At 49.4% G+C, this 20251-nt stretch carries 23 protein-coding genes; 15 read left to right on the top strand and 8 right to left on the bottom strand.

Translation table 11 applies throughout. The annotated features are described in order from the left end of the window. The first annotated feature begins 28 nt into the window (after positions 1-28). Positions 29-859: an IS982 family transposase gene (locus NGM62_RS19620; RefSeq protein WP_262250012.1), complete on the top strand. Its 831-nt coding sequence runs from the start codon at positions 29-31 to the stop codon at positions 857-859. On the opposite strand, the gene NGM62_RS19615 is transcribed toward NGM62_RS19620, so the two are convergent. Both NGM62_RS19615 and NGM62_RS19610 read right to left on the bottom strand, forming a co-directional pair. Further along, the gene (locus tag NGM62_RS19615) at positions 852-1163 is read right to left on the bottom strand and encodes a hypothetical protein (protein WP_262250011.1); all 312 of its coding nucleotides are present in this window, start codon (positions 1161-1163) and stop codon (positions 852-854) included. The genes NGM62_RS19620 and NGM62_RS19615 overlap by 8 nt on opposite strands. Positions 1164-1593: 430 nt before the next feature. Beyond that, a complete protein-coding gene (locus NGM62_RS19610) occupies positions 1594-2208 on the bottom strand; it encodes a helix-turn-helix domain-containing protein (RefSeq protein WP_262250010.1) in 615 nt (204 codons plus the stop codon). A gap of 886 nt (positions 2209-3094) precedes the next feature. Here NGM62_RS19610 and NGM62_RS19605 point away from each other — a divergent pair. The 4 genes from NGM62_RS19605 (at position 3095) to NGM62_RS19590 (ending at position 9412) form a co-directional block, all read left to right on the top strand. Next, positions 3095-3274: a hypothetical protein gene (locus NGM62_RS19605; RefSeq protein WP_262250009.1), complete on the top strand. Its 180-nt coding sequence runs from the start codon at positions 3095-3097 to the stop codon at positions 3272-3274. A 259-nt stretch (positions 3275-3533) separates the two neighbouring features. Then, a complete protein-coding gene (locus NGM62_RS19600) occupies positions 3534-4775 on the top strand; it encodes a TlpA family protein disulfide reductase (RefSeq protein ID WP_262250008.1) in 1242 nt (413 codons plus the stop codon). A gap of 29 nt (positions 4776-4804) precedes the next feature. Then, on the top strand, positions 4805-8011 hold the full coding sequence (locus NGM62_RS19595) for a SusC/RagA family TonB-linked outer membrane protein (RefSeq protein WP_262250007.1): 3207 nt from the start codon (positions 4805-4807) through the stop codon (positions 8009-8011). Positions 8012-8023: 12 nt separating this feature from the next. Continuing rightward, positions 8024-9412 carry a RagB/SusD family nutrient uptake outer membrane protein gene (locus NGM62_RS19590; protein ID WP_262250006.1) on the top strand — a complete coding sequence of 463 codons (1389 nt, stop codon included), beginning with the start codon at positions 8024-8026 and terminating at the stop codon, positions 9410-9412. A gap of 134 nt (positions 9413-9546) precedes the next feature. On the opposite strand, the gene NGM62_RS19585 is transcribed toward NGM62_RS19590, so the two are convergent. Continuing rightward, positions 9547-10044 carry a hypothetical protein gene (locus tag NGM62_RS19585; protein ID WP_262250005.1) on the bottom strand — a complete coding sequence of 166 codons (498 nt, stop codon included), beginning with the start codon at positions 10042-10044 and terminating at the stop codon, positions 9547-9549. A gap of 230 nt (positions 10045-10274) precedes the next feature. Next, complete coding sequence (locus tag NGM62_RS19580; protein ID WP_262250004.1) at positions 10275-10559, bottom strand: hypothetical protein; 285 nt, start codon at positions 10557-10559, stop codon at positions 10275-10277. Positions 10560-10756: 197 nt separating this feature from the next. Between NGM62_RS19580 and vapB the strand changes: the two genes are divergently transcribed. Then, positions 10757-10978: a type II toxin-antitoxin system VapB family antitoxin gene (gene vapB / locus NGM62_RS19575; RefSeq protein ID WP_262250003.1), complete on the top strand. Its 222-nt coding sequence runs from the start codon at positions 10757-10759 to the stop codon at positions 10976-10978. Between the two features lie 151 nt (positions 10979-11129). Here vapB and NGM62_RS19570 read toward each other — a convergent pair whose 3' ends face one another. From NGM62_RS19570 to NGM62_RS19555, 4 genes are read right to left on the bottom strand one after another with little or no spacing between them, the layout of a single operon-like run. Continuing rightward, positions 11130-12071, bottom strand: coding sequence for a helix-turn-helix transcriptional regulator (locus NGM62_RS19570; protein ID WP_262250002.1), 942 nt, complete (start codon positions 12069-12071; stop codon positions 11130-11132). Between the two features lie 41 nt (positions 12072-12112). Beyond that, positions 12113-13087, bottom strand: coding sequence for a hypothetical protein (locus tag NGM62_RS19565; RefSeq protein WP_262250001.1), 975 nt, complete (start codon positions 13085-13087; stop codon positions 12113-12115). Further along, positions 13050-13640 (bottom strand): hypothetical protein, encoded by a 591-nt coding sequence (locus tag NGM62_RS19560; RefSeq protein WP_262250000.1) that lies wholly within the window; start codon positions 13638-13640, stop codon positions 13050-13052. The genes NGM62_RS19565 and NGM62_RS19560 overlap by 38 nt, the downstream gene beginning before the upstream one ends. 1 nt (position 13641) lies before the next feature. Continuing rightward, a complete protein-coding gene (locus NGM62_RS19555) occupies positions 13642-13905 on the bottom strand; it encodes a hypothetical protein (RefSeq protein WP_262249999.1) in 264 nt (87 codons plus the stop codon). Between the two features lie 177 nt (positions 13906-14082). On the opposite strand from NGM62_RS19555, the gene NGM62_RS19550 reads away from it, so the two are divergent. The 9 genes from NGM62_RS19550 to NGM62_RS19510 all read left to right on the top strand — a co-directional run. Further along, positions 14083-14820 (top strand): LytR/AlgR family response regulator transcription factor, encoded by a 738-nt coding sequence (locus tag NGM62_RS19550; RefSeq protein ID WP_262249998.1) that lies wholly within the window; start codon positions 14083-14085, stop codon positions 14818-14820. A gap of 3 nt (positions 14821-14823) precedes the next feature. Further along, positions 14824-15900, top strand: a complete 1077-nt coding sequence (locus tag NGM62_RS19545) for a histidine kinase (RefSeq protein ID WP_262249997.1) — start codon at positions 14824-14826, stop codon at positions 15898-15900. A 108-nt stretch (positions 15901-16008) separates the two neighbouring features. After that, on the top strand, positions 16009-16329 hold the full coding sequence (locus tag NGM62_RS19540; RefSeq protein WP_262249996.1) for a helix-turn-helix transcriptional regulator: 321 nt from the start codon (positions 16009-16011) through the stop codon (positions 16327-16329). Between the two features lie 378 nt (positions 16330-16707). Continuing rightward, positions 16708-17346: a DUF6266 family protein gene (locus NGM62_RS19535; protein ID WP_262249995.1), complete on the top strand. Its 639-nt coding sequence runs from the start codon at positions 16708-16710 to the stop codon at positions 17344-17346. Positions 17347-17405: 59 nt separating this feature from the next. After that, positions 17406-18038: a DUF6266 family protein gene (locus NGM62_RS19530; protein WP_262249994.1), complete on the top strand. Its 633-nt coding sequence runs from the start codon at positions 17406-17408 to the stop codon at positions 18036-18038. Next, positions 18035-18511, top strand: a complete 477-nt coding sequence (locus NGM62_RS19525; RefSeq protein ID WP_262249993.1) for a DUF5675 family protein — start codon at positions 18035-18037, stop codon at positions 18509-18511. Before NGM62_RS19530 ends, NGM62_RS19525 begins: the two co-directional genes overlap by 4 nt. A 60-nt stretch (positions 18512-18571) precedes the next feature. Continuing rightward, positions 18572-18805 (top strand): hypothetical protein, encoded by a 234-nt coding sequence (locus tag NGM62_RS19520; RefSeq protein WP_262249992.1) that lies wholly within the window; start codon positions 18572-18574, stop codon positions 18803-18805. Continuing rightward, positions 18792-18968 carry a hypothetical protein gene (locus NGM62_RS19515; RefSeq protein ID WP_262249991.1) on the top strand — a complete coding sequence of 59 codons (177 nt, stop codon included), beginning with the start codon at positions 18792-18794 and terminating at the stop codon, positions 18966-18968. The genes NGM62_RS19520 and NGM62_RS19515 overlap by 14 nt, the downstream gene beginning before the upstream one ends. A 214-nt stretch (positions 18969-19182) precedes the next feature. Further along, on the top strand, positions 19183-20251 hold a 1069-nt coding region (locus NGM62_RS19510), incomplete at its 3' end, for an ATP-binding protein (protein ID WP_262249990.1).

Genomic DNA, 20251 nt, shown 5'->3' with positions numbered 1-20251 from the left:
TCAACATGCCCGTTACGGGGGTCAGCATATGCGTTTTATCCAACAGCAATTAGCTGTACAGCGGAAGCGACCGTGCATGAGCGATCTTGAGGTCATCAGCCTTAGTCTAACGGCAGAATATCTGGGTGTTGACAGCGAGAGCGACCTTTTCCGAAAGCTTCCGTCTTGTTTGGCGTGTAAAATCGAACGTACGGTATATAATAGACGGAAGCGGCGATTGTTGCCTTACTTAGATGTCATCCGGATGAAACTTGCCGAATCGTTCAATGAGTTTGAGAACATGTTCATCGTAGACAGCATGCCTTTGGAAATCTGTAAGATCGCTCGCAGTTCCCGTTCAAGAATCTGTAAGGAAGAACTGTACAGCATGCCAGCCAAAGGGTACTGTGCCTCGCAGAAGCTGTACTATTACGGCTATAAACTTCATGCAGTATGCTCCTTGCAGGGCGTGTTCCAGTCGATTGACCTTACCCCGGCAAACGTACATGATATCCATTACCTGGATGATATCAGCCTGCAGCTATCCGACTGCACCCTGCTGGGTGATAAAGGGCATCTGTCCACAGCGATCCAACTGAACCTTTTTGAAACAGCGAACATCAGGCTGGATACGCCCAAAAGGGTGAACCAAAAAGGATACAAGCCCCAATTCAGACTGTTCAGAAAATCAAGAAAGCGGATTGAGACCTTGTTCTCTCAACTATGCGATCAATTTATGGTAAGACGTAATTATGCCAAATCATTTGATGGGTTCAAAACCAGAATATTGACAAAGATTACAGCAATGACAATCATTCAATACATCAACAAAAATATATTCGGAAGGAATATCAATAATTTAAAAATCAGCATTATTTAAAATGCACAACGGGTTCTATAATGTCTTTTTCTTCATCAGTGAGCTCGTTTGTGAATTTAGCATTACCGTAGTGTAAAGCTTTTTGCAGGTGATCCCAAACCTCGTTTAGGCTAACTCGATAGTCATAATCTAAGTCATTCAATCTTTCTTGATTTACTTTTCTTTCCTTGTTTTGTTCGCCATTGTATAAAGTGTAATTCATAAGAAGTGCTCTGAATATATCTGCATCTGCACCGGCCACACCATACCTCCCTACTTGATAGATTCTTCTTAAAAGGTATTCATAATTCATTGCTTTTTCCATATTACGTTGATTTGTAGTTGGTTTTGTCTATTATCTTAGGTTTGCGGGTACTTATCATGCAACACTGTCCGCGCTTAGACCATATTTGCTTTTTAGTTAATACAGAGTGTTACCGCTTTTTGAATTTAGGTAGCAACCTGGATGCAGCTAGTGATTGTTTTCACGATCCAAATTCTCAAGCCCTTTATAGTTATTTATCATGTCTATTCCTTACTGGACATTACTTAGTCTTGAAACCATAACTTTAATTTAGGCCGACGACTCAATGTACATCTTTAACTTCAGTTCACGAATCTGCTAAATACGCGGCAAGAAAGTTTACGGATTGCCGTAAACGCTATAATTTTTGTCGCCTTCACTTCATAAATTGGGTTTCACGCATAATCGGTTTATAATTTTGCTGCGTCACTATAGATGACGACGATATTATTTAATCATTTTCAGTTCCTTTATTTTTTTTGTCGTCCGTATCCTTATTCTTCTGCTTTGCAATCAATGCCGCTAACTCCTCGTTAGACATCTTTTCATATTGAGCCGCGTGATTCTGATGAATATAAATTTTCTGCGAGCCGTATTTGCCAATTGAAACGATTTGCTTATTACGTGGCGACCGACCTAATAAGCTGGTAATTTCCGATGTCTTTCTGTTAGCAAGTTTGTTGTTCATTTCTGCGTGAACAAGTTTCGACGTTGTTGGCGAGCCAAAATGACCTTCTGAAATAAGCCTGTCAAGTTCGGTGGCTAAGAGATTGGAAGTGTCCGTTATTTTTTTGCCCGACGCTTTCTCAATTATTTCCTGTGTGGTCTTTGGAAGTGCTTCGATATCTATTTCTTTACTAGCAAAGGAAACAAATTCATCATAAGATTTTCCCCAAAGTTTTTTAGATATATTGTCTGCATCGTCCAGATTTAGTTTACGTTTCAATCGCTCAAAGGCACTATATTCGGGTTGCGTAATTCCCACCACTCCCGCAACGGCAGCTTGAGATAACTTGTATTTTAATCTTAACCTTTTAAGTGCCGACGCAAACTCTCTATTCGCCATTCTTTTAGATAGAGTAAAATTTATTTGTTTATATCTATTTTGTTATTTACCTTTGCCTAAGACGATCAGAAATCACGGCATATAATGCCTTGATGAACGGTGTTTTCTCGAGCCCGAATAGAGCTAAAATTCCGCCGAGAGAGCCGTGCAGATCGCTCCATGCGCTTATATGAAGAAAGTTTAATTACTTTTGCAATATTTGCAGCATGTGGGCGGCCTCACGTTAAGCTTTGGCGGCGTCCCTCTAGAATCTCGTGTAGATTTCAAGGTGACGAAGGGTTAGCTCCCCTTGGGTTCAGAGTGTGGGGTCGCTCCTTGCTTGCAATATAGATTACCACACAACATTCTGAGAAACATCGTTCTGCATAAACCAATAAGGATTATGAGAAAGAACGAGTTAATCACCCTTCCCCAGCTTCCGAGCCGCCTCAAGGAGGTTTGGCTTCGTTTCGCCTATTTTATCTTGATAAAGAACGTTAAGCGAAATCCCGATTAAAATCGGTCGAAAATAAAGCAGCCCGCGAGAGTTTATAGGGAGAGGTAAACAAAAAGCCTCACCCGGAGGCAATTAAAAAAGCCCCGCTTCCCNGATTAAAATCGGTCGAAAATAAAGCAGCCCGCGAGAGTTTATAGGGAGAGGTAAACAAAAAGCCTCACCCGGAGGCAATTAAAAAAGCCCCGCTTCCCGGTTGCTACCGACCCCAATGCTGATAGAAAAACCCGCTTTTAGATCAGGTTGGAGAAGGTGTCCATTTTCGGCAATAATTCGCAATGCTAAAAGTAGGCGCTTTTTCTTATACCTGCAAATAAAATAGCGGAAAAACTCAGCATTGGTACGTCGGTTCTAGAAATAAATTTTTCTTAAACCGTTAAAAACCAATGCACAATGAAGCGGAAATTACGCGTAGGGGATTGCTATGCCCTAACCAAACATAAACGAAAACAAACTACAATAAGATATATCAGCCTATTGGCTGTAGCAACGACCATGTGTTTGTATGCCGTGAAGCAGGTCTCCGCCCAACAGGCGGAGCCTGCGGCTACGGCAGTTGCATTTATCTTTTAACTCTTACACATCTAAACCAGACAATACCATGAAGCAAAAATTACGTTTAATGGCGACGAGTTGGCCCACACATTTGATCGGCTTCCTTATATGGCAATTATCATTTATACCCCCAGCATCTTCCCAAGATGCGCCGATGTACGGGTCATACATAAGTTCGCCAATCAGCCTGTCAATCGGCGACTCTGTACCTGATCAATTTTACAAAATTGAACACGATGCGGTCTTAACTGCAACAAGCCGGCCCACTAAATTGAAATTGAATAAACACCGCGATAAACTGATCATACTCGACTTTTGGGCCACTTGGTGCGGAGGCTGCATCTACTCGTTAAATAAACTTGATAGTATAAGCAAATCGGGTGAAGTCGGCGGTTTCGCAGTGATACCCGTCACCTATCAACAGGCTTCTACTGCCTCCAAAACATGGAGCCGATGGGGCTGGGACTTTGAAGCGATTGTATCCGATTCATTGCTGGGCAAGATATTCCCAACGGCAGCGTTGCCTCACCAGGTTTGGCTCCACAACGGTAAGGTGATTGCCACACCGCGACATGACTACGCGACCGCGGAAAATATTGCGGCGGTCTTGCAGGGGGTTGATCCGCAGAAAATAATGTATATGAAGGACGAGGCAGGGGCTATCGACCCCGCGAAGCCGGCGTTTGTAGCGGGAAACGGAAAGACGGGCCGCTATCATAAATCGCCCTATTCGGTTATCGCTAGATACCTTCCCGGTTATCGATACGAACCCTTGCAATATTATACGTTTGAAGATACCACGGTACTCGTTGCTGTCAACAATCGTTTGAGCGACCTGTATTTGAGTGCTTACCGATATGAAATTTTTCCGCCGTACGCTATCTTCGATAAGCAAAAGGCTATTGTATGGGAAATACCGGATAAGCTTAAAGCGGAAATATTAAGTCAACCCAGCCGTCATTTCACAGCAGATCTGTTGCAAGACAAGAAAAGAGAAGAGCACCTAAAACGACGAAGATTTGGGTACAACCTAAGATATCCAAAGGTAATTAGTGATAAGGCGGCTAGGCGATACATGCAGAACGATCTTAACATATTCTTCGGTATCTATTTCGGTATCAAAGCCGACATAGAAAACCGCATACCGAATACATATGCCGTTCTCCGGCTATTGGGGAGCAGGGAAGACGCCGAAAGACTAATGTCCCGAGATCTTCCTTCAGGCATCAGTAGCGACGGTACGTACTTCCGCTTTAGAGATAGGCCTTTTGAACTGGTGGTCAGCAACGCAAATATTGCTGTAAGTAATGTGGTTGATTACCGGGTTTCGGCTGCATTGGTAGACAGTACTGGGATCGACCCGTCGCTATCCACGACTACCTATTTTTCAAAAGCCATGCGAAGCGGCCGGAGCTTAAGTGAGATCAACAAAGAGTTAAAACGTTATGGCTTAATCCTTACAATCGAAAACAAAAGTGTGCCCGTAGTAGTAATACGACAGACAAATACACCTCATTAAACCTTCATTAACTCTAACACATTATGACCATGAGAACTCCAATCGCTATACTATTTTGCCTGCTCTTTTTTTTAAGCCGGTCGTTTGCCCAATATGACTGCAACGGGACGGTAACCAATGAACGGGGTGAAGCCCTATCAGGCGTATCAATTGTTAGCAACTTCATCCGAACGACCACCGGTGCGGATGGCCGTTTCAGCATAAGAATACCAAGTCCCCCAGATACATTAATCGTCTCTCATATTGGCTACGAAAAACAAGAATTGATCATGCGTTCTCAAGATACGGGCTCCATACATATTCGGCTCAAGGCCCTTGAGGAATTGCTCCCGGAAGTAGAAGTAAACACCGGGTACTATTCGGTACCGAAGGAACGGGCAACGGGATCGTTTGAAATGATAGACAATGCCTTGTTGAATCGAAGCGTGGGCCTTAATGTTCTTGATCGGCTGGAAGGAGTGACGGGCACATTGCTTTTTGATCGCCGTAATGTAGAAGGCGAAGATATCGGTGCCCAGCCGGCCCTCCGCATACGCGGAGTGAGTTCCATTGAGCCGGGGCTCCAACAGCCACTCATCGTTGTTGATAACTTTCCCTACGAAGGGGATATCAATAACCTAAATCCAGGCATGGTAGAATCCGTCACCGTATTGAAGGATGCAGCCGCTGCTAGCATTTGGGGAGCCCGTGCAGGTAATGGAGTAATCGTGATTACCACGAAACAAGGGAAATTCAACCAAAAAAGCCAAGTCCATTTCAGTAGCAACTTCAGTTTCTTGGAAAGACCCGATCTGGAATATAATCAAAGCTGGCTACCTGCGCAGACAGTCATGGAAATTCAAAAGGAACTTTTCAATAGGGGAGCCTACCCGGAAAATGACCAGACTTACTTGCCCCCTTATGTCGAACTCCTCATTAAGCAACGCGATAATCTGGTTGACCAGAACAGCTTTCTAGAAGAAGAAACATTATTTCGTAATACGGACCTGCGGAAGCAGGCGATGACGCACTTATACCAAACCGGCCTCGTCCAGCAATATGTAATCAACATGCAAGGAGGAAGCGATGCATACCGGTACGCTATTTCAGGCGGTTATGACAAGAACCTTGCTAACATCAAATACAACAGCAATAACAGGGCAAACTTTAATCTGCAAAATACCTTCAAATTGACACCCGGATTGGAAGTAACCGGTGGCTTGAGGTATACACTGCAAAATTGGGAAAATAATGGATTGAATTATCGAACAGTAGGCTTAGGCCCGATGGGGTCCGTCTACGAGAGGCTGGTTAACCCGGATGGGAGCGCTGCTTCGTTTGCAAGCGTGTACCGATCGTCGTTTCGTGAGGAGGCAGGGCGTACAGGCCTTGTGGACTGGATATACAGGCCGTTAGAAGAATTGCACCTGGTAAATAAGACGAGGGAATCACGGGAGCTACAATTATCAGCAGGCATCAATTACTCTTTTTTGCAGGGCCTACGCTTCCAGGGTACCTATCAATATATATCGGCTCACAGCAGCGCCCAGCAACTTTACGATAAGGAGAGCTATCATGTACGGAACTTGGTGAACAGGTTCACGCAGGACGATGGAACCCAAGTTATTCCATACGGAGGAATATTAGAATACGCAGCGCCTAGCGAAATTCAACGGCATTACGGCCGCATCCAACTCGACCTCAACCGTGAACTTCCCGGAGACCAACGGTTGGCTGTTTTGGTCGGGGCGGATATCAGGCAAGATGTAAGCATCACAAGCTCAGGACAGACATTGTATAATTTTGATAAAGATGTTTGGCGGAGCGACAGCCGACTGGACTACAAAAACAGTTTTCCGGTTAAACCGACGGGAAGGGCCCAGATTCCAAACACTTCCTTCTCCCCTTCGAAAATAACCAACAGATACCTATCCTATTTTGGCAATGCTAGCCATACCTTCTTTGAAAAGTACATCTTAAGCGGTAGCGTAAGGTGGGATGGTAGTAACCTCTTGGGCGTAAAAACCAATCAGCGGGGTACAGTCCTGTGGTCACTGGGCAGCAGTTGGGAAATGAGTAAAGAGGGCTTTTATCCATTTCGCGTAACAATCCCTTATATGCGCTTTCGTTTCACTTACGGCAGTGCCGGCAACATCGATAAGAGCCAAAGCTACTACCCAACGATTTCTGTAGGGAATAATCAATTCACAGGGCTCCCCGAATCAAATGTAATGCACCCCGGGAACCCATCATTACGATGGGAACAGGTAAACACCTTGAATATCGGTGTAGATATTCGAAGCAAAAGCCAACGTATTAGCGCCAATATAGAATACTATGCAAAGCATGCAAAACACCTCCTCGGCGAGAACATGATGGATCCGACAACAGGCATCAATATCGGAAGTATTTATAAGATGAATTATGGCCATCTTCGTACCAAGGGATGGGATTTTCAAATCAGTAGCCGTAATATCGTCGGTGTTTTCTCTTGGGGCACTACGCTTCTTACCAGCGTAAGTACAAATAAGGTGACCCGATTTAACAACCCAGAAAATTCATTGAGCGATTATCTGTACCGTAATCCAATTGTAAGTGGCGAATCCGTCGACAATATTTACGCCTTTCCTTGGTATGGGTTATCCTCAGAGAACGGCATGCCACTCATAAAGGTCGAGGGGGCGTTAACTAACGATATAGACCAATATGCTGCATATTTCACCAACTTTCCCGTCGAAAACCTCGTGATTGCAGGATCAACCGTTCCCCTAGCTTTCGGGTCGCTGAGAAATTCATTTTCGTATAAGGGTTTTGAGGCTAGTGCCTTGGTTTCCTTCAAATATGGGCATGTTTTCCGTCGAAAATCGATTGCTTCGGGGCAGGAGTATACAACAATAAACCAAATATTTCACATGGATTATTTTAGGCGCTGGGAGCAGCCGGGCGATGAACAATTAACCGACGTACCTGCTTGGGCACCAACAATCAATCCTGCACAACGAAATGAACTCTATCTCTATTCGGAAGCTTTAATAACCAAAGGCGATGTAGTCCGTTTGCAAGATGTGTCTATTAGTTATTCATTTAACCCCAACTCATTTAATAAGCTTGGGCTCCACCAGTTAAAACTTTTCGGGTATGCCCGCAACCTCGGCATACTTTGGCGGGCGAATAAAAATGGCTTGGACCCAGATTATCCAAATGCCGACTATCCTGCGCCCAAGTTATTTGCCGTCGGTTGCTCACTCACATTCTAAAAAACTACTATTATGAAAACCGCTCATATATTTAATTTTATTTGTATTGCACTCTTAGTTTCTTCATGTGGAAACGCATATCTAGATGTCAAGCCGAACGTTTCCCAACGGGTTCCAATAACCCTTTCGGATTTCGCAGGGCTGATGGACAACACAGCAAAGATGAATACGAGAAGTAGTCATCACTTGGGGATTATCGGCGCGGATGAAATTTTTATTCCAGAAGCAAGATACCAAGCATTTCCGTCTTATCCGTTGGAACGGTGGCAAATCAATGCCTATACTTGGAATGAGGAGATTTATGTCGGAGGCGAAGGTGAGAATGACAATCCGCTAGATTGGAACGTCGCCTATGAGCGCATTCTCTGGGCAAATCTTGCATTGGAAGGGCTATCGAAAATTGATAAGAAAGAGAATGAAGCAGACTGGAATAATGCTTACGGTACTGCCCTATTTCACCGCGCATTGAACTATTTTCAACTGGCACAGCTTTTTTGTCCTGCGTATGACGAACTTTCAGCGGCAACGGACATCGGATTGCCGCTAAGGACCGAATCTGATTTGACCATACGAACGGAACGGGCCAGCGCCTCGCATACCTATCAACTCATGATAACAGATCTTTTGGCTGCAGAACTCTTGTTGCCAGAACGAGCGACGACTCCATTTCGGCCCGGTAAAAATACAGTTTATGCACTATTGGCCCGATTATACCTTCAAATGGGTGATTTTGCGTCTGCACGGAAGTATTCCGAAGCTTGTCTGCATATTAGTGACGGACTTCTTGATTATAACCAAATTGACCTTTCTTCAAACGCTCCATTCTTATACCTAGAAAACGAGAACCCAGAGGTAATTTTCTTATCCAGTGCATTTTTAATAACAATTTTCAAAAACGCTTACTTCAATGTTAATCCTGCTGTGTATGCACTGTATGAAGAAGGAGACTTGCGTAAGGAGGCATTCTTCAGGTTAACTACCGCTGGGAATGTTAGGTTTAAAGGTAATTACGGCGTCGCCGACGAGTATACCAGCTCGTTTTTTACCGGAATGGGTTTAGATGAGGTGTTTCTGATCCGCGCTGAATCTAATGCTCGAATGGGTAATCTAGACGATGCCTTGGGTGATTTAAACCGCCTTCGTAAAAATCGGTATTTGCCCACTCACTTTGAGTCCGTTTACAGCGACAATCCTACCGAAGTCCTTAGTTGGGTGTTGCTTGAGCGCCGCAAGGAGCTCGTGTTAAGAGGGCTTCGGTGGGGCGATTTGAAAAGGTTGAACAAAGAGCCTGATTTTCAAATGACGTTAACTCGGACAATCGGCACAACCGAGATTGACCTCCCGCCTAGAAGCGCTCGGTATGTATGGCCCTTACCACTTGAAGTGACGATATCAGATTAGTATAGCTAGTTGGGAATAGGAAAACCCCCCACAATCTCGATTATTATTTGAGACTGCGGGGGTTTTCACAACGATTACTAATCGGCCATTTCAGAAGAATCGCTTAAGAAATAGCCTTTTTCGATATCACCCCGTTAGTCAATATCTGGATCAAACTCCCGCGCGGCGGAGACCGTTGTTGACGCACCCGCATCAATCAGATCTTGGACGGTATAGGTCTGGGTATTGTTGCTGATGTTGGATAAGATTGTGGCTAATTCTGTGTCATCTATTCCTTCAACATCCACTTGGGCGCTACATATTGGGCCAGAGAAGGGCGTATTGCATTCGCTGGGAGAGGGCAAAGTTGCATTGGGTGACCCTGTTATTGTAGCAGCTTTTGGATCGTTGGGCGAACTTGGATTAGCTAAAACTGGAAACCACCGCTGGTCCGTCAGAATTTTACCTTGGGTTGGTTCGAGGTCCGCTTTTAACTGCTCGTGCGTTACAGTTATTAGCTTCGCGTCGACCGATGCCTTCACTTCCACGTTATCCGAAGCCACAACTTTCTCCTGCGCCACAACTACCGTCGTAGCGAACATCATGGCGAATGCGACTATCGCACTCAAGCCTATATTTGTGAATTTCTTCATTGTATTATAATTCTCGTTAAAAAAATATTTTGATTAGTCTCTCATCGGCTAACCAGGCCGCCGGTCCCTGGCCCTGGAGCCGGGGGAGAATCGCCTTGGCAGCGATTACCGGAAATTAAATAACGCGTACGGCCCTGCGCCGGAACAAGGCAAACCGGCGGTTACCGATGGATATGTGGTAGATCGGCCGACTGGCCGGCCTGTTTAGTATGCTGGTGGATATTCCCATGTTAACCATAGTAATACCCCCCTGTGATTTCCCGCTCATCCCGCACCATGCCTAGCGGATACCTGAATATGTCTTCCAATGGCTGTGTACCACCGCCCGAGCAGCCCGGCTTTTGGGCCCGTGCCGCTAATCGCGTCGCTTCACCGTGAGGTGGGCAATTGCAGTCCGATTCGTAGATATATGTAATGTAAGGCCGTCTCACCACCTCTTGCGGAAAGGAAAAAATAAAGGCTACGTAACCGACGACCTGGATAACGAATGGTATTTTATGGGTTGCTTTATTCATGGTATCATCACCAACTTACCTCAGCAAAAATACCGCGTATTCAGCCTGGCCGTTGGTAGATATCCGGCATAGTTAGTGGTAAATATCCGGCATGCGGAGTGGTTGCCGGGTATAGTGGAATGATATACAGAATACAGAACTGTTGATTAATTATTGTTTTTTGCCTATCTTTTTGCCTATCTTTGAGTAATTGTGATATGTCAATAGATATGGCTCAAAATCAATTGTTAGAAAAAATACGGAAAATACCGCCTGCTTATCAACAGGAGGTTGAGGATTTCATCGATTTTATCCTAACTAAGACACGTGTGCCTCGTGAAAAAAGGAAAATACCTAGGAAAATTGGGCTCCTCAAAGGGAAGTTACAAATGGCTGATGATTTTGATGCACCGTTAGACGACTTTAAAGATTATATGTAAACATGGGGCAATACCTTGACTTCCATCATAAAGATCCATTCGATAGGCTCATTGCGGCCACGGCAATCGATATGGGCATACCAATAATTTCTGTTGACCCAAATATTAATAAGTACCCCGTGAACGTGATTTGGTGATTTACCCACGCTCCTTACCTTCTTCGCGTTTCACTCGGCGCCACGCCGAAATATTTCCGGAAAAGCTTGTTGAATGCCTGCACATCTGAAAAGCCCAGCTGGTACGCTACCGCGGATACACTTCGGCCTTCTTCGCTGAGCAGCCGGTAGGCGGTATTCAGGCGCTGCCGCATGAGGTACGCCTGCAAAGGCTGCCCGTAATGCTTTTTATGCATGCGGCTAAGGTGGCCCGAAGTAACCCCGAAATGGGCGGCGATCGCTCCTATGGTTAGCGGGATACCGTCCAGCCGAAGGCTATCCGTTATATAGTTTCGCGCCGCTAGCGCTAACTCCAATGTCTCCGAACCTATCGCGGGGGTTTCATACAATTGGCGGGTCAGGTGGGTAATCCGCGCAATGGGCCAATAGATATCGGCATCCATCACCAACCCGTCTTGCGGCGTAAGGTTGGCCAGTGTAAGCAGGTGCCCCCGGATACCCGCTGTGATAGGCACCGGGAAGGGCCGCCGCAGGTAAGCCAACGCGTGGCGGGCATACCGGCGCGTCCACCCCCAGTCCAACACAAAGGCGAAAAGGAGGTGCCGCCCCGACTGCACCGAAGCCACATGGTTGCCCGGACCGGAAAGCACCCGGAGGTGCTCGTCGGCGGTGAGCTTCAGTGCCTCACGGCCGGCCGCACCGGCAACGGAAAATGCACCCGACAACGGGTAGAGCCAGCGCAGGTCGCGCCGCAGGCATTCCACGCCAAACTGGAGCGGACGCTCGGTAAACACTTCAATGAGGTAAACATACGCGTGGCGGGCGTCGTAGGTCTGCATGCTGATCCACCAATCATCAGCTCGCCAACTCCGCTTCTGCGAATAGGAAACGCGATAGCTGACGCCGGCCGGTAGGCGGGCAGAGGCCACCACCCGTGGATGGTGTTCGGGTATATGGATACGTAAAGATGGTAACATGTGCTTGTGGTTGAATAATGGAAAAAATTGAATACAAACAATCATGGCGGTTTCTCGGGCGGAACGCCGGCAACATAGGTGGACGACGTGTTACACGCCGGCGTCTCACCGCTGCTAGCTGCCGTTACACCGGTAGCCCTCCGGACCTGCACAGAAGGTTCCGGCGGCGGGCAGGCTGAATCGTTCAGATACGGAAAATAAAAGGCGGCAAGGTTGAGGAGGGTCATCAGCCCCGAAAAGGCGTAAAGCCCCAAACAAAGGGCAATGCCGATATGCATCGCTATGGTACCAGCCAACACCCACCGCCGTACCGGCCGCCACCAAATCCCCACCGCATACGAAAGTTCCAAGGCGACCACACCCCAGCCAAGGGCCGCCCATAGCCCCGGCAGAGGTAACAACGCCATGCCGCGGATCAGCGGCTCACCGATGGGCTGCTGCATGGCTTTCCAGAGGGCCTCGCCATTGTGCCAAGTATAGCCGATGGCTTTGTTGAGCCCGCCGAAAAAATACACGGCGCACAGGTGCACCTGCAAGATCCGAAGGGTGAGAAAAGCCCATCGCCGGTCGTATACCGCACAGTAAAAGAGCGCAGATAGCGCCAGGAAGTCGTAGCCGTAGTTGTAAATGGGTACTGCCAGGAAGAACATGTGGTGCAGCAGCATGAGTACCACCGCGGCGGGCCGCGTTTGCCAGCCTGCAATAAGCGCCACACAGGCCGCAAGGTAGCCTGTGGCCAATGCATATACTGTGAGGTACGATGGCCATCCCAGATGGCGCGCTGCGCCCGTGGTGATATCATATACGGAAAGGCCCGAACCATGGGGATGCAAGCGCAGCAGTTCGGCATCAAATAGGCCGGCAGCGCTGAATAGCTCCGGCGCATAGGGCAGCAGCGGCGCGAAAGCCGTGAGGAGTACCACGCCCAGGCCACGGCGATACCAGTCGTACCACCCGCCAGACCTGCCGTCCCCCGCCCTATCGCGTCGTGATATGTGGTGCAGCCAACGGTTCATCAATCAGGGGCGTAGCAGTTATGGAATGCTGCGCGCGCAGGGTGGGCAAATTGATTACGTAAGCGCGCCATCGGGAGGCCTGCGCTCCGTAGCCCTCAGCTATGCGTAGCGCAGCTTGGCGCGCCAATACCCGGGTATAGCGGATGGCTAACGTGTCGGTATCGTATAATCGCCGTTCCGCGGGCAGCAGGTTCCGTAGCGAAGCGGTAAATGCACGATAACGGACCGCCCCGGCGCCCCGGGCCCATCCCGGGCGCACAAGGGTGTCGCATTGCTGCGGGCCACCTGTGCAGGCAACCACTTCAATCACATAGGGGCTGGCCACATGCGGCGAATAAAAGCCATAACCCGTGGCAATGCCCGTAAACCGGGCATAATGAACGATAGGTACTGTGTGGCCCAGGCTACGCAATCGATCAATGAAGCGGCTTTGCTGGGGGGCGCCCTGCGGTGCAACGACCGATAAGGACATATGGAACCCTACGACATTGAATAGCAAAATCGTACCGATATGGAAGGCACCCACCACCCAGCCAAGCCGCCGCCAAACCATCCTACCGCTCCTCGTAAGTGGTTAGTAGCGCTTCCAGACTTTCGTGCCGCTGCTGTACGTCAACACCAGGCCGGTCCGCGCGCATCGGCAAAAAGAATTTCGTGTCTAAGCAGACCGCCCCATCCGCGGCATGCGCGCTAACCACTGTTACCTTGGGGACTGCCGCGGTGGTGCCGCCGAGTGCCGACATGGTCCATTCATAGGCCATTCCTGTCATCATTAGGGCAGCAACCGCTGCTCCTGTTACGTGCTTTCTCATGTTCATGATATGGTGTTTTTGTTAATAATTACCCTAAACTACCACATGACATTAGGTAGATTTTTTTTATGTGAGGAGTGCTAGGAAAAATGTGACGAACCCCCTCTTTTTTTGGATGTTTATTTCATTTGGCTTAACTTGGTCTACTCATATTTATAAAACTGACCAACTACATGGGGTATTATGATAAGAGCTATTGCCATTGAAGACGAACCTTCAGCCCTCACCCGGTTAACAGATTGTTTGCGTGCGGTTCCAGACATCGAGCTGGTCGCCTCATTTTCAAACATAGCCGGTGCATTAAAATTCCTGCGGGAAAAAGGTGATGTAGACTTGATTTTCTGCGACATCGAACTGCCCGACGTAAGCGGATTGGAGGCATCCGACTGGTTGAAGGGACATACGAAAGACCTGGTATTCATCACGGGCCACGACGACCGTGCGTTGGACGCATACCGGAAATATGTGAAGTATTTTATTGTCAAACCCGTCTCCGTGATAGACCTGCAAAAGCTGGTCGAGGAACTGTTGGGGCCAGACGCAACGAAACACCCAATAAAGCTGAAATACGGCAAATTGCTGCTTTACGACGGCGGGAAAAAGACGTATACGCCAACGATGCCCGACCAAGTGGTGAAGCTTATCCAAGCCGGGAACTACGTGAATGTGTATCTCCTAAACCGAGATGCGCCGCTATGCATCCGCTGCTCGTTAACCCAGGCAATGGCCGTGTTGGAGCCGACGGGCTTATTTCTCAAGATCAGCAGGAGTGCCATCGTCAATTTGGATGAAGTGAGCACTTTCCATCCCGACAGTGTGACTATCGGCTCCTTCACGTATGACGTTGGCGAAACACACAAAGAGGCCTATCTCGATTTTCTGCACAGATACCAGATGGGCAAAGGCAACGGCATCAAATAACCAATGCGCACGCTTACGGAACGGATTCCCTTTCTGGAGTATCAGTTGATCGGCTGGCTGGTATGGGGTACGGCCCTTTGGATCTATATGGACAAAGTGGTGCCCGGTGCTTTCAGAGGTGTGGGCGACTGGGGCATCATGATGGGTATCCACATCGCTACAGCCAACCTAACCGCCTTTGTGTTAGGGCCGCAGGTAACCGTGCTTTGCCGGCGGAGGCGGTACGTGCGCGCAGCATTGGCGATAGTGCTTTTTCTGCTCGGCATCGTCGTATTTGCCATCGCATTGAGTATCGCACTACGTGCCATGGCGGTCACCGCCCCGCAAGCGTATCCGGAATCAGAGGTGGTCAACAAATGGCAAACGCTGATCGTATTGTTTAGCGGCACCATTTTGGGCACCCTATACTACGCGGCACTGTGGGTACGGCAGGCGTTTCGGCTGGATAAGACCCAATACGACGACCTCGAACGGCGCTTGCAAAGCGCGTTAAACGAGCATACCCTCGAACAGCTCAACGGGCAGCTGATACCGCACCTGATCAATAACCTGATGGACACCTTGGCCTATACCGTGAAATGGCGGCCCGACAAGGTGGCTTACATCGTATACGCGATTTCGCAATTCACCAAGGCCTATGGCCGGACTAGCCGGGACAACCTCATCCCGCTGGAAGATGAACTTGCCCTGCTGCAACTGTATATCCAAGTCATCCAAATTCGGCTGGGCTTCCGGCCGCATATCATCGTCGACGCCGCGCCGACCCATAGCGGGGTGCGGTGCATCCCCATGCTCCTGATCCTGCTGGTCGAAAACATGAAAAAATATGCGGTATTGGACGACCATGCCCATCCCGCGGTGATTCGCGTCGGCGTATATGAAGGCCGCCTGACGGTTCGCGCCACGAACCGGAAACGCCGGGCATCGGCGGTATATAGCACGCAAACGGGCTTGCGAAACCTGGAAGACCGCCTCCGGCTCCTTTGGGGCGAGGAAGCCTGCATGGAGGTACAGGGCCTCACCAGCGCGGCCGATACATTTTCAGTGAATATTTGCTGCCATACCGAGCTTTTCGCTTAACTTAGCATTCGGACGACTAATGGTTTCATCTGCCGGTTACCTTCGATGCAGTGGCGAAAGCCGCTCCATGGCCTGCCGGAGTGACCGGCAACGAACACATGCTTACTTATGAACCGCATCGTAAACCTGATTTCAGCGATGCTGAATAACATCATAGACATCCTGAAACAGATACTTGAGCTATTAACCCGTATGGAACAAGGGGCAACCAGCGGAGATGCCGCCGCCGAAGAACCTACCCCACAGAAACAAGATGACGACCGGCTATATAGTGCGAAATATGCCGCCGAACGCATCGGGGTGGGCGAACGAACCATTTACCGGCTCACCAAACGGGGATTGCTACCGGTGGATTCCTATACACTAGGCATGCGCCTGTTCCGCCACAGCGATATCGAGCGGTGCCGGCGCTTTTACCTCGGGGAGTAGGCTTCGGACCGGCTTCGGACATCCATGCGGATAACGTGTGGATCTGATTTGTACTGGGACTGGACTTGGATTGGCGGCGCCAGTAGGAGTCCAAACCAAGGCCAGTCTCGTTATAAGCGCTGCACCCAAGCAGACCCGAAGCGTACCCCAAGCCGATACCGGAAACACCCCATCCCCGAACCACACCGCTCCCTTTGGCCTGACAGTATACCGACAACATCCTGACTAAATCACCCAAAACCCTATCAATATACTGACTATCAACGTTTTGCTATTGTTTTGCAAAAACAGCATGCCTACGTTTGTGCCGTTGGCGTTAGGCTGTCGGCAGACAGGACGCCTTCATGAACAGAAGTAAAATTTAACATTTGACATAACATGGCAAAATTTATCAACGGTGCTATCGGCACCTTTTCAGGAAAAGTAGGAAGTATAATCGGTAGCAGCTGGCGCGACATCCACTACATGCGCGGCCTGCCCAAGAAACGCACCAAGCCGTTTTCCCAAGCGCAGCTGGCACAGCAACAGCGGTTCCGTCTCATGGGCAAGTTCCTCCTCCCATTGAAGGGCTTGTTTGAAATCGGCTTCGCCAAGGCGTATGTAGGCGAGTCGACGCTGTTCAACCAGGCGATGGCGGCCAATTTACCGGCGACAACGGGCGACTACCCGGATTTCACCATCGATTACAGCAAGCTGAAATTCAGCAACGGTGGCCTGCTACCTCCCCGGGGCGTCACGGTAGTGCCCGGTGAACATGAGGTAACGGTATCGTGGCGCCCTTCCGTAACCACCTTCAATGGTAGGGCAGATGATGATGTCTACGTACTGCTGTACGACAGCGAGCTGCAGTTGTTTTATACCACGGATGAGGTAGTGCAACGGTCGGTCGGCGAGGCAGTCATCGCGGTCGATGACGACACGGTAGGCCACCCGGCGGAAGTATGGCTGTTCTGCGTGAGCCGCGACAGCGGATCGATCTCCAATACCGTATACGGCGGATCGGTGGTATTGGCATAAATCGTTGGTTTTCTTACGGACTGGGGCGCCCGCCCCAGTTCTTTAAATAGGAGTGAACAATGGCAAGATTATCAAATTTATTAGCTTTTTCAGGCATATTAGGCGAATTGGTGGGCTGCAACGGCCCCAGCGGATTCTACATCCGCAGCCGGCCCAAACGGTCCGCGAAAGCGCCCTCGCCCAAGCAGCAGGACGCACGAAGCCGCCTGGCAACGGTCATGCGGTTCCTTAAACCGCTCAAGGAAATCATCTACATGGGCTTTGCCCAAGCGCACCCGTCGCGCTCCAAAACCACGGCCATGAATGCGGCGGCTTCCCACATGCTCAACTACGCTGTTGAGGGGGAATTCCCGGATATCACCATCAATCCCGCAGCGGTAAGACTAAGCCGGGGTTCGCTGGCACCGCTGCCAGATATCGCTTATGAGCAAGTTGGTTCGTCCGTGGCAATTACTTGGTCGCCGCTCATGCCGCGCTTCAGCGGCCATAGCGACGATACCGTCATGGCTATATGCTACAACCTGCAGGAGCAGTCAATAACGGTCGCGGAGGCCTTGCGCAGCGATGGATTGGTGACACTCGATCTTTTCGAGTTCCCGCTCCTTAGTAGCTCGCTGATTTACGTATGTGTATGCGACCGGGACCGGAAACAGTTTTCGAGCAGCCAGTTTGTAGGGGAGATCGAACGATGAACGAAACGCGCATCATCCGCGTGGCCCAGGGGAAGCACAGTACCCTGAGCCACCTCTACATCGGCGGCCTGTTCTGCTGCTACCTGCTGGAGGACCGCATCCGCGACGAGAAAATCGCGGGCGAGACCTGCATCCCTCCCGGCGACTACGGCCTCTCGCTCAACCTTTCGGCAACGATGCACACCGAATACGCCAAGCGTTTCCCCCGGCTGCACAAGGGCATGGTAGAGATCGTGGAGATCCCCAACTTCCGGTTGGTGTTCGTCCACATCGGAAACTACCACCACGAAACGTGGGGCTGCCCGCTCACGGGCTTATACTGGCAATGGCTAGACGGCGACTACCAGGTGAAGGGATCGCAAACGGCCTATGAATTTGTGTACCCCATGCTGGTGGCGGAGATTAAGAAAGGCAATGATAGGTTAGTGGTTGAGAATAGATTGCCCCACGACGACGGGGTGCAAGCACCCTAGCCGCTTGCGCGATAGTTAAAACACAAAGGGAGATGATAAGAAATTAAAAACGAAACAACAATGAAAAACACAAAAACCGTCGGCCTCCCGGAAACGGAGAAACCGACACTTTACGACAGGATCAAGGAGACACTGGCCGTAGCCAGCCAGTTCATCATCGCCTCACCGGTGAAGCTGCCGCCCAAAGTGGTGGTGGTAGCACGGTACCTTACGCTGGCACTGGGCGTGCTGGAGGCGGTGGAAAGCGGTCTGCGAAGCCGCGACCAGGAAGGAGAAAGCGATGAAGACGACTAACTTCCAGCTCGGTGTAGGCACCGGCGGCGGCACCCTGCTCAGCATCGCGGCCCAGCTGGGCATGCACGATATGGTCAAAACCGCTGTGCTGGCCGCCATCGGCGCGGCTGTGAGCTTCGCGGTTACCTGGGCGCTGCAGCGGTGGCAACGTCGCCGACGGTAAGGCCATCGGCTACGCTAAAACACAGAACCCCGAAAGTTGAAAGATGCTTTCGGGGTTTTTTTACCGGAGACCGGGCTGCGAATAACGGGGAGCTGGTGAATTGAGGGGGGCGGGGGCAAAAACTCGTGCATATAAATGTGGTCAACAACAAAAACTCGTACATAAAAATGTAATATATGACAAAAACTCGTGCATATTTATGTATTTTTGCAATATGGAGCGTACCTTATATACAAAACTGCAGGATTGGAAAGCGCGTCAATCCCGCAAGCCGCTTATCATCCGCGGTGCCCGGCAAGTGGGCAAAACATGGTTAATGCGGGCCTTTGGCAAGGCGGAGTACAAAGCCGTCGCGTACATCAATATGGAGAGCAGTCCGTTGATGAAACAGCTGTTTTCAACCGATTTTGATGTGGATCGAATTTTAACCGGTCTTCGTATTGAAACGGGCGTAGCTATCGATACCGACACACTGCTGATTTTTGACGAGATACAGGAAGTCCCGGAAGCCCTCACGTCGTTAAAATACTTTCAGGAGAATGCCCCCGAATACCACATCCTTTGTGCAGGCTCGTTGTTGGGTGTTGCCCTCCATCACCACACCTCCTTCCCTGTTGGCAAGGTCGAATTCCTCGACCTCCATCCGCTAACGTTCGTGGAGTTTCTGGAAGCCGTTGGCGAAACAGCACTTACCGAGTTGCTCCTTAGCGAAGACTGGCCGCTCATTAACAGCTTCGCACCCCGGTTCATCGAGCGCCTGCGACAGTACTACTATGTGGGCGGAATGCCGGAAGCTGTACTTACGTTTTCACGAACACAAGATTTTGCAGAAATTCGCCACATCCAAAAACGAATCCTCACGGCTTATGAACAGGATTTCTCCAAGCACGCTCCCCATGAAATCGTGCCGCGTATACGCATGTTATGGAACTCCATTCCAGCGCAATTGGCTAAGGAAAACAAAAAGTTTATTTACGGCGTCATCCGGCAAGGCGCCCGCGCCAAGGATTATGAGCTTGCCATCGCCTGGCTCAAGGATTGTGGTTTGATACATCAGGTAAATAACGTAACCAAACCGGCCATCCCATTGAAGGCCTATGCCGATTTCAGCGTTTTTAAGCTCTTCACCGTGGATGTAGGCCTACTGGGTGCAATGACCGATCTGGATGTGCGTACGCTGCTGGAAGGGAACGTTATTTTTCAGGAATTCAAAGGCGCACTCACCGAACAGTATGTATTGCAGCAACTTGCGGCACGGGATGACCTCGCCATCTATTACTGGT

It is taken from the genome of Parapedobacter soli, from assembly GCF_025460835.1.
GTDB lineage: Bacteria > Bacteroidota > Bacteroidia > Sphingobacteriales > Sphingobacteriaceae > Parapedobacter > Parapedobacter soli.
This window is presented reverse-complemented; position numbering and strand designations above follow the sequence as displayed.

Bases quoted from the DNA above. Each gene is read 5' to 3' on its own strand.
- NGM62_RS19620 (WP_262250012.1), top strand. From the start codon at position 29: ATGCGTTTTATCCAACAGCAATTAGCTGTACAGCGGAAGCGACCGTGC.
- NGM62_RS19560 (WP_262250000.1), bottom strand. From the start codon at position 13,640: ATGGTTTGGCGGCGGCTTGGCTGGGTGGTGGGTGCCTTCCATATCGGT.
- NGM62_RS19535 (WP_262249995.1), top strand. From the start codon at position 16,708: ATGGCAAAATTTATCAACGGTGCTATCGGCACCTTTTCAGGAAAAGTA.
- NGM62_RS19520 (WP_262249992.1), top strand. From the start codon at position 18,572: ATGAAAAACACAAAAACCGTCGGCCTCCCGGAAACGGAGAAACCGACA.
- NGM62_RS19525 (WP_262249993.1), top strand. From the start codon at position 18,035: ATGAACGAAACGCGCATCATCCGCGTGGCCCAGGGGAAGCACAGTACC.
- NGM62_RS19550 (WP_262249998.1), top strand. From the start codon at position 14,083: ATGATAAGAGCTATTGCCATTGAAGACGAACCTTCAGCCCTCACCCGG.
- NGM62_RS19605 (WP_262250009.1), top strand. From the start codon at position 3,095: ATGAAGCGGAAATTACGCGTAGGGGATTGCTATGCCCTAACCAAACAT.
- NGM62_RS19610 (WP_262250010.1), bottom strand. From the start codon at position 2,208: ATGGCGAATAGAGAGTTTGCGTCGGCACTTAAAAGGTTAAGATTAAAA.
- NGM62_RS19615 (WP_262250011.1), bottom strand. From the start codon at position 1,163: ATGGAAAAAGCAATGAATTATGAATACCTTTTAAGAAGAATCTATCAA.
- vapB (WP_262250003.1), top strand. From the start codon at position 10,757: ATGTCAATAGATATGGCTCAAAATCAATTGTTAGAAAAAATACGGAAA.
- NGM62_RS19555 (WP_262249999.1), bottom strand. From the start codon at position 13,905: ATGAACATGAGAAAGCACGTAACAGGAGCAGCGGTTGCTGCCCTAATG.
- NGM62_RS19530 (WP_262249994.1), top strand. From the start codon at position 17,406: ATGGCAAGATTATCAAATTTATTAGCTTTTTCAGGCATATTAGGCGAA.
- NGM62_RS19570 (WP_262250002.1), bottom strand. From the start codon at position 12,071: ATGTTACCATCTTTACGTATCCATATACCCGAACACCATCCACGGGTG.
- NGM62_RS19515 (WP_262249991.1), top strand. From the start codon at position 18,792: ATGAAGACGACTAACTTCCAGCTCGGTGTAGGCACCGGCGGCGGCACC.
- NGM62_RS19590 (WP_262250006.1), top strand. From the start codon at position 8,024: ATGAAAACCGCTCATATATTTAATTTTATTTGTATTGCACTCTTAGTT.
- NGM62_RS19545 (WP_262249997.1), top strand. From the start codon at position 14,824: ATGCGCACGCTTACGGAACGGATTCCCTTTCTGGAGTATCAGTTGATC.
- NGM62_RS19565 (WP_262250001.1), bottom strand. From the start codon at position 13,087: ATGAACCGTTGGCTGCACCACATATCACGACGCGATAGGGCGGGGGAC.
- NGM62_RS19580 (WP_262250004.1), bottom strand. From the start codon at position 10,559: ATGAATAAAGCAACCCATAAAATACCATTCGTTATCCAGGTCGTCGGT.
- NGM62_RS19540 (WP_262249996.1), top strand. From the start codon at position 16,009: ATGAACCGCATCGTAAACCTGATTTCAGCGATGCTGAATAACATCATA.
- NGM62_RS19595 (WP_262250007.1), top strand. From the start codon at position 4,805: ATGAGAACTCCAATCGCTATACTATTTTGCCTGCTCTTTTTTTTAAGC.
- NGM62_RS19585 (WP_262250005.1), bottom strand. From the start codon at position 10,044: ATGAAGAAATTCACAAATATAGGCTTGAGTGCGATAGTCGCATTCGCC.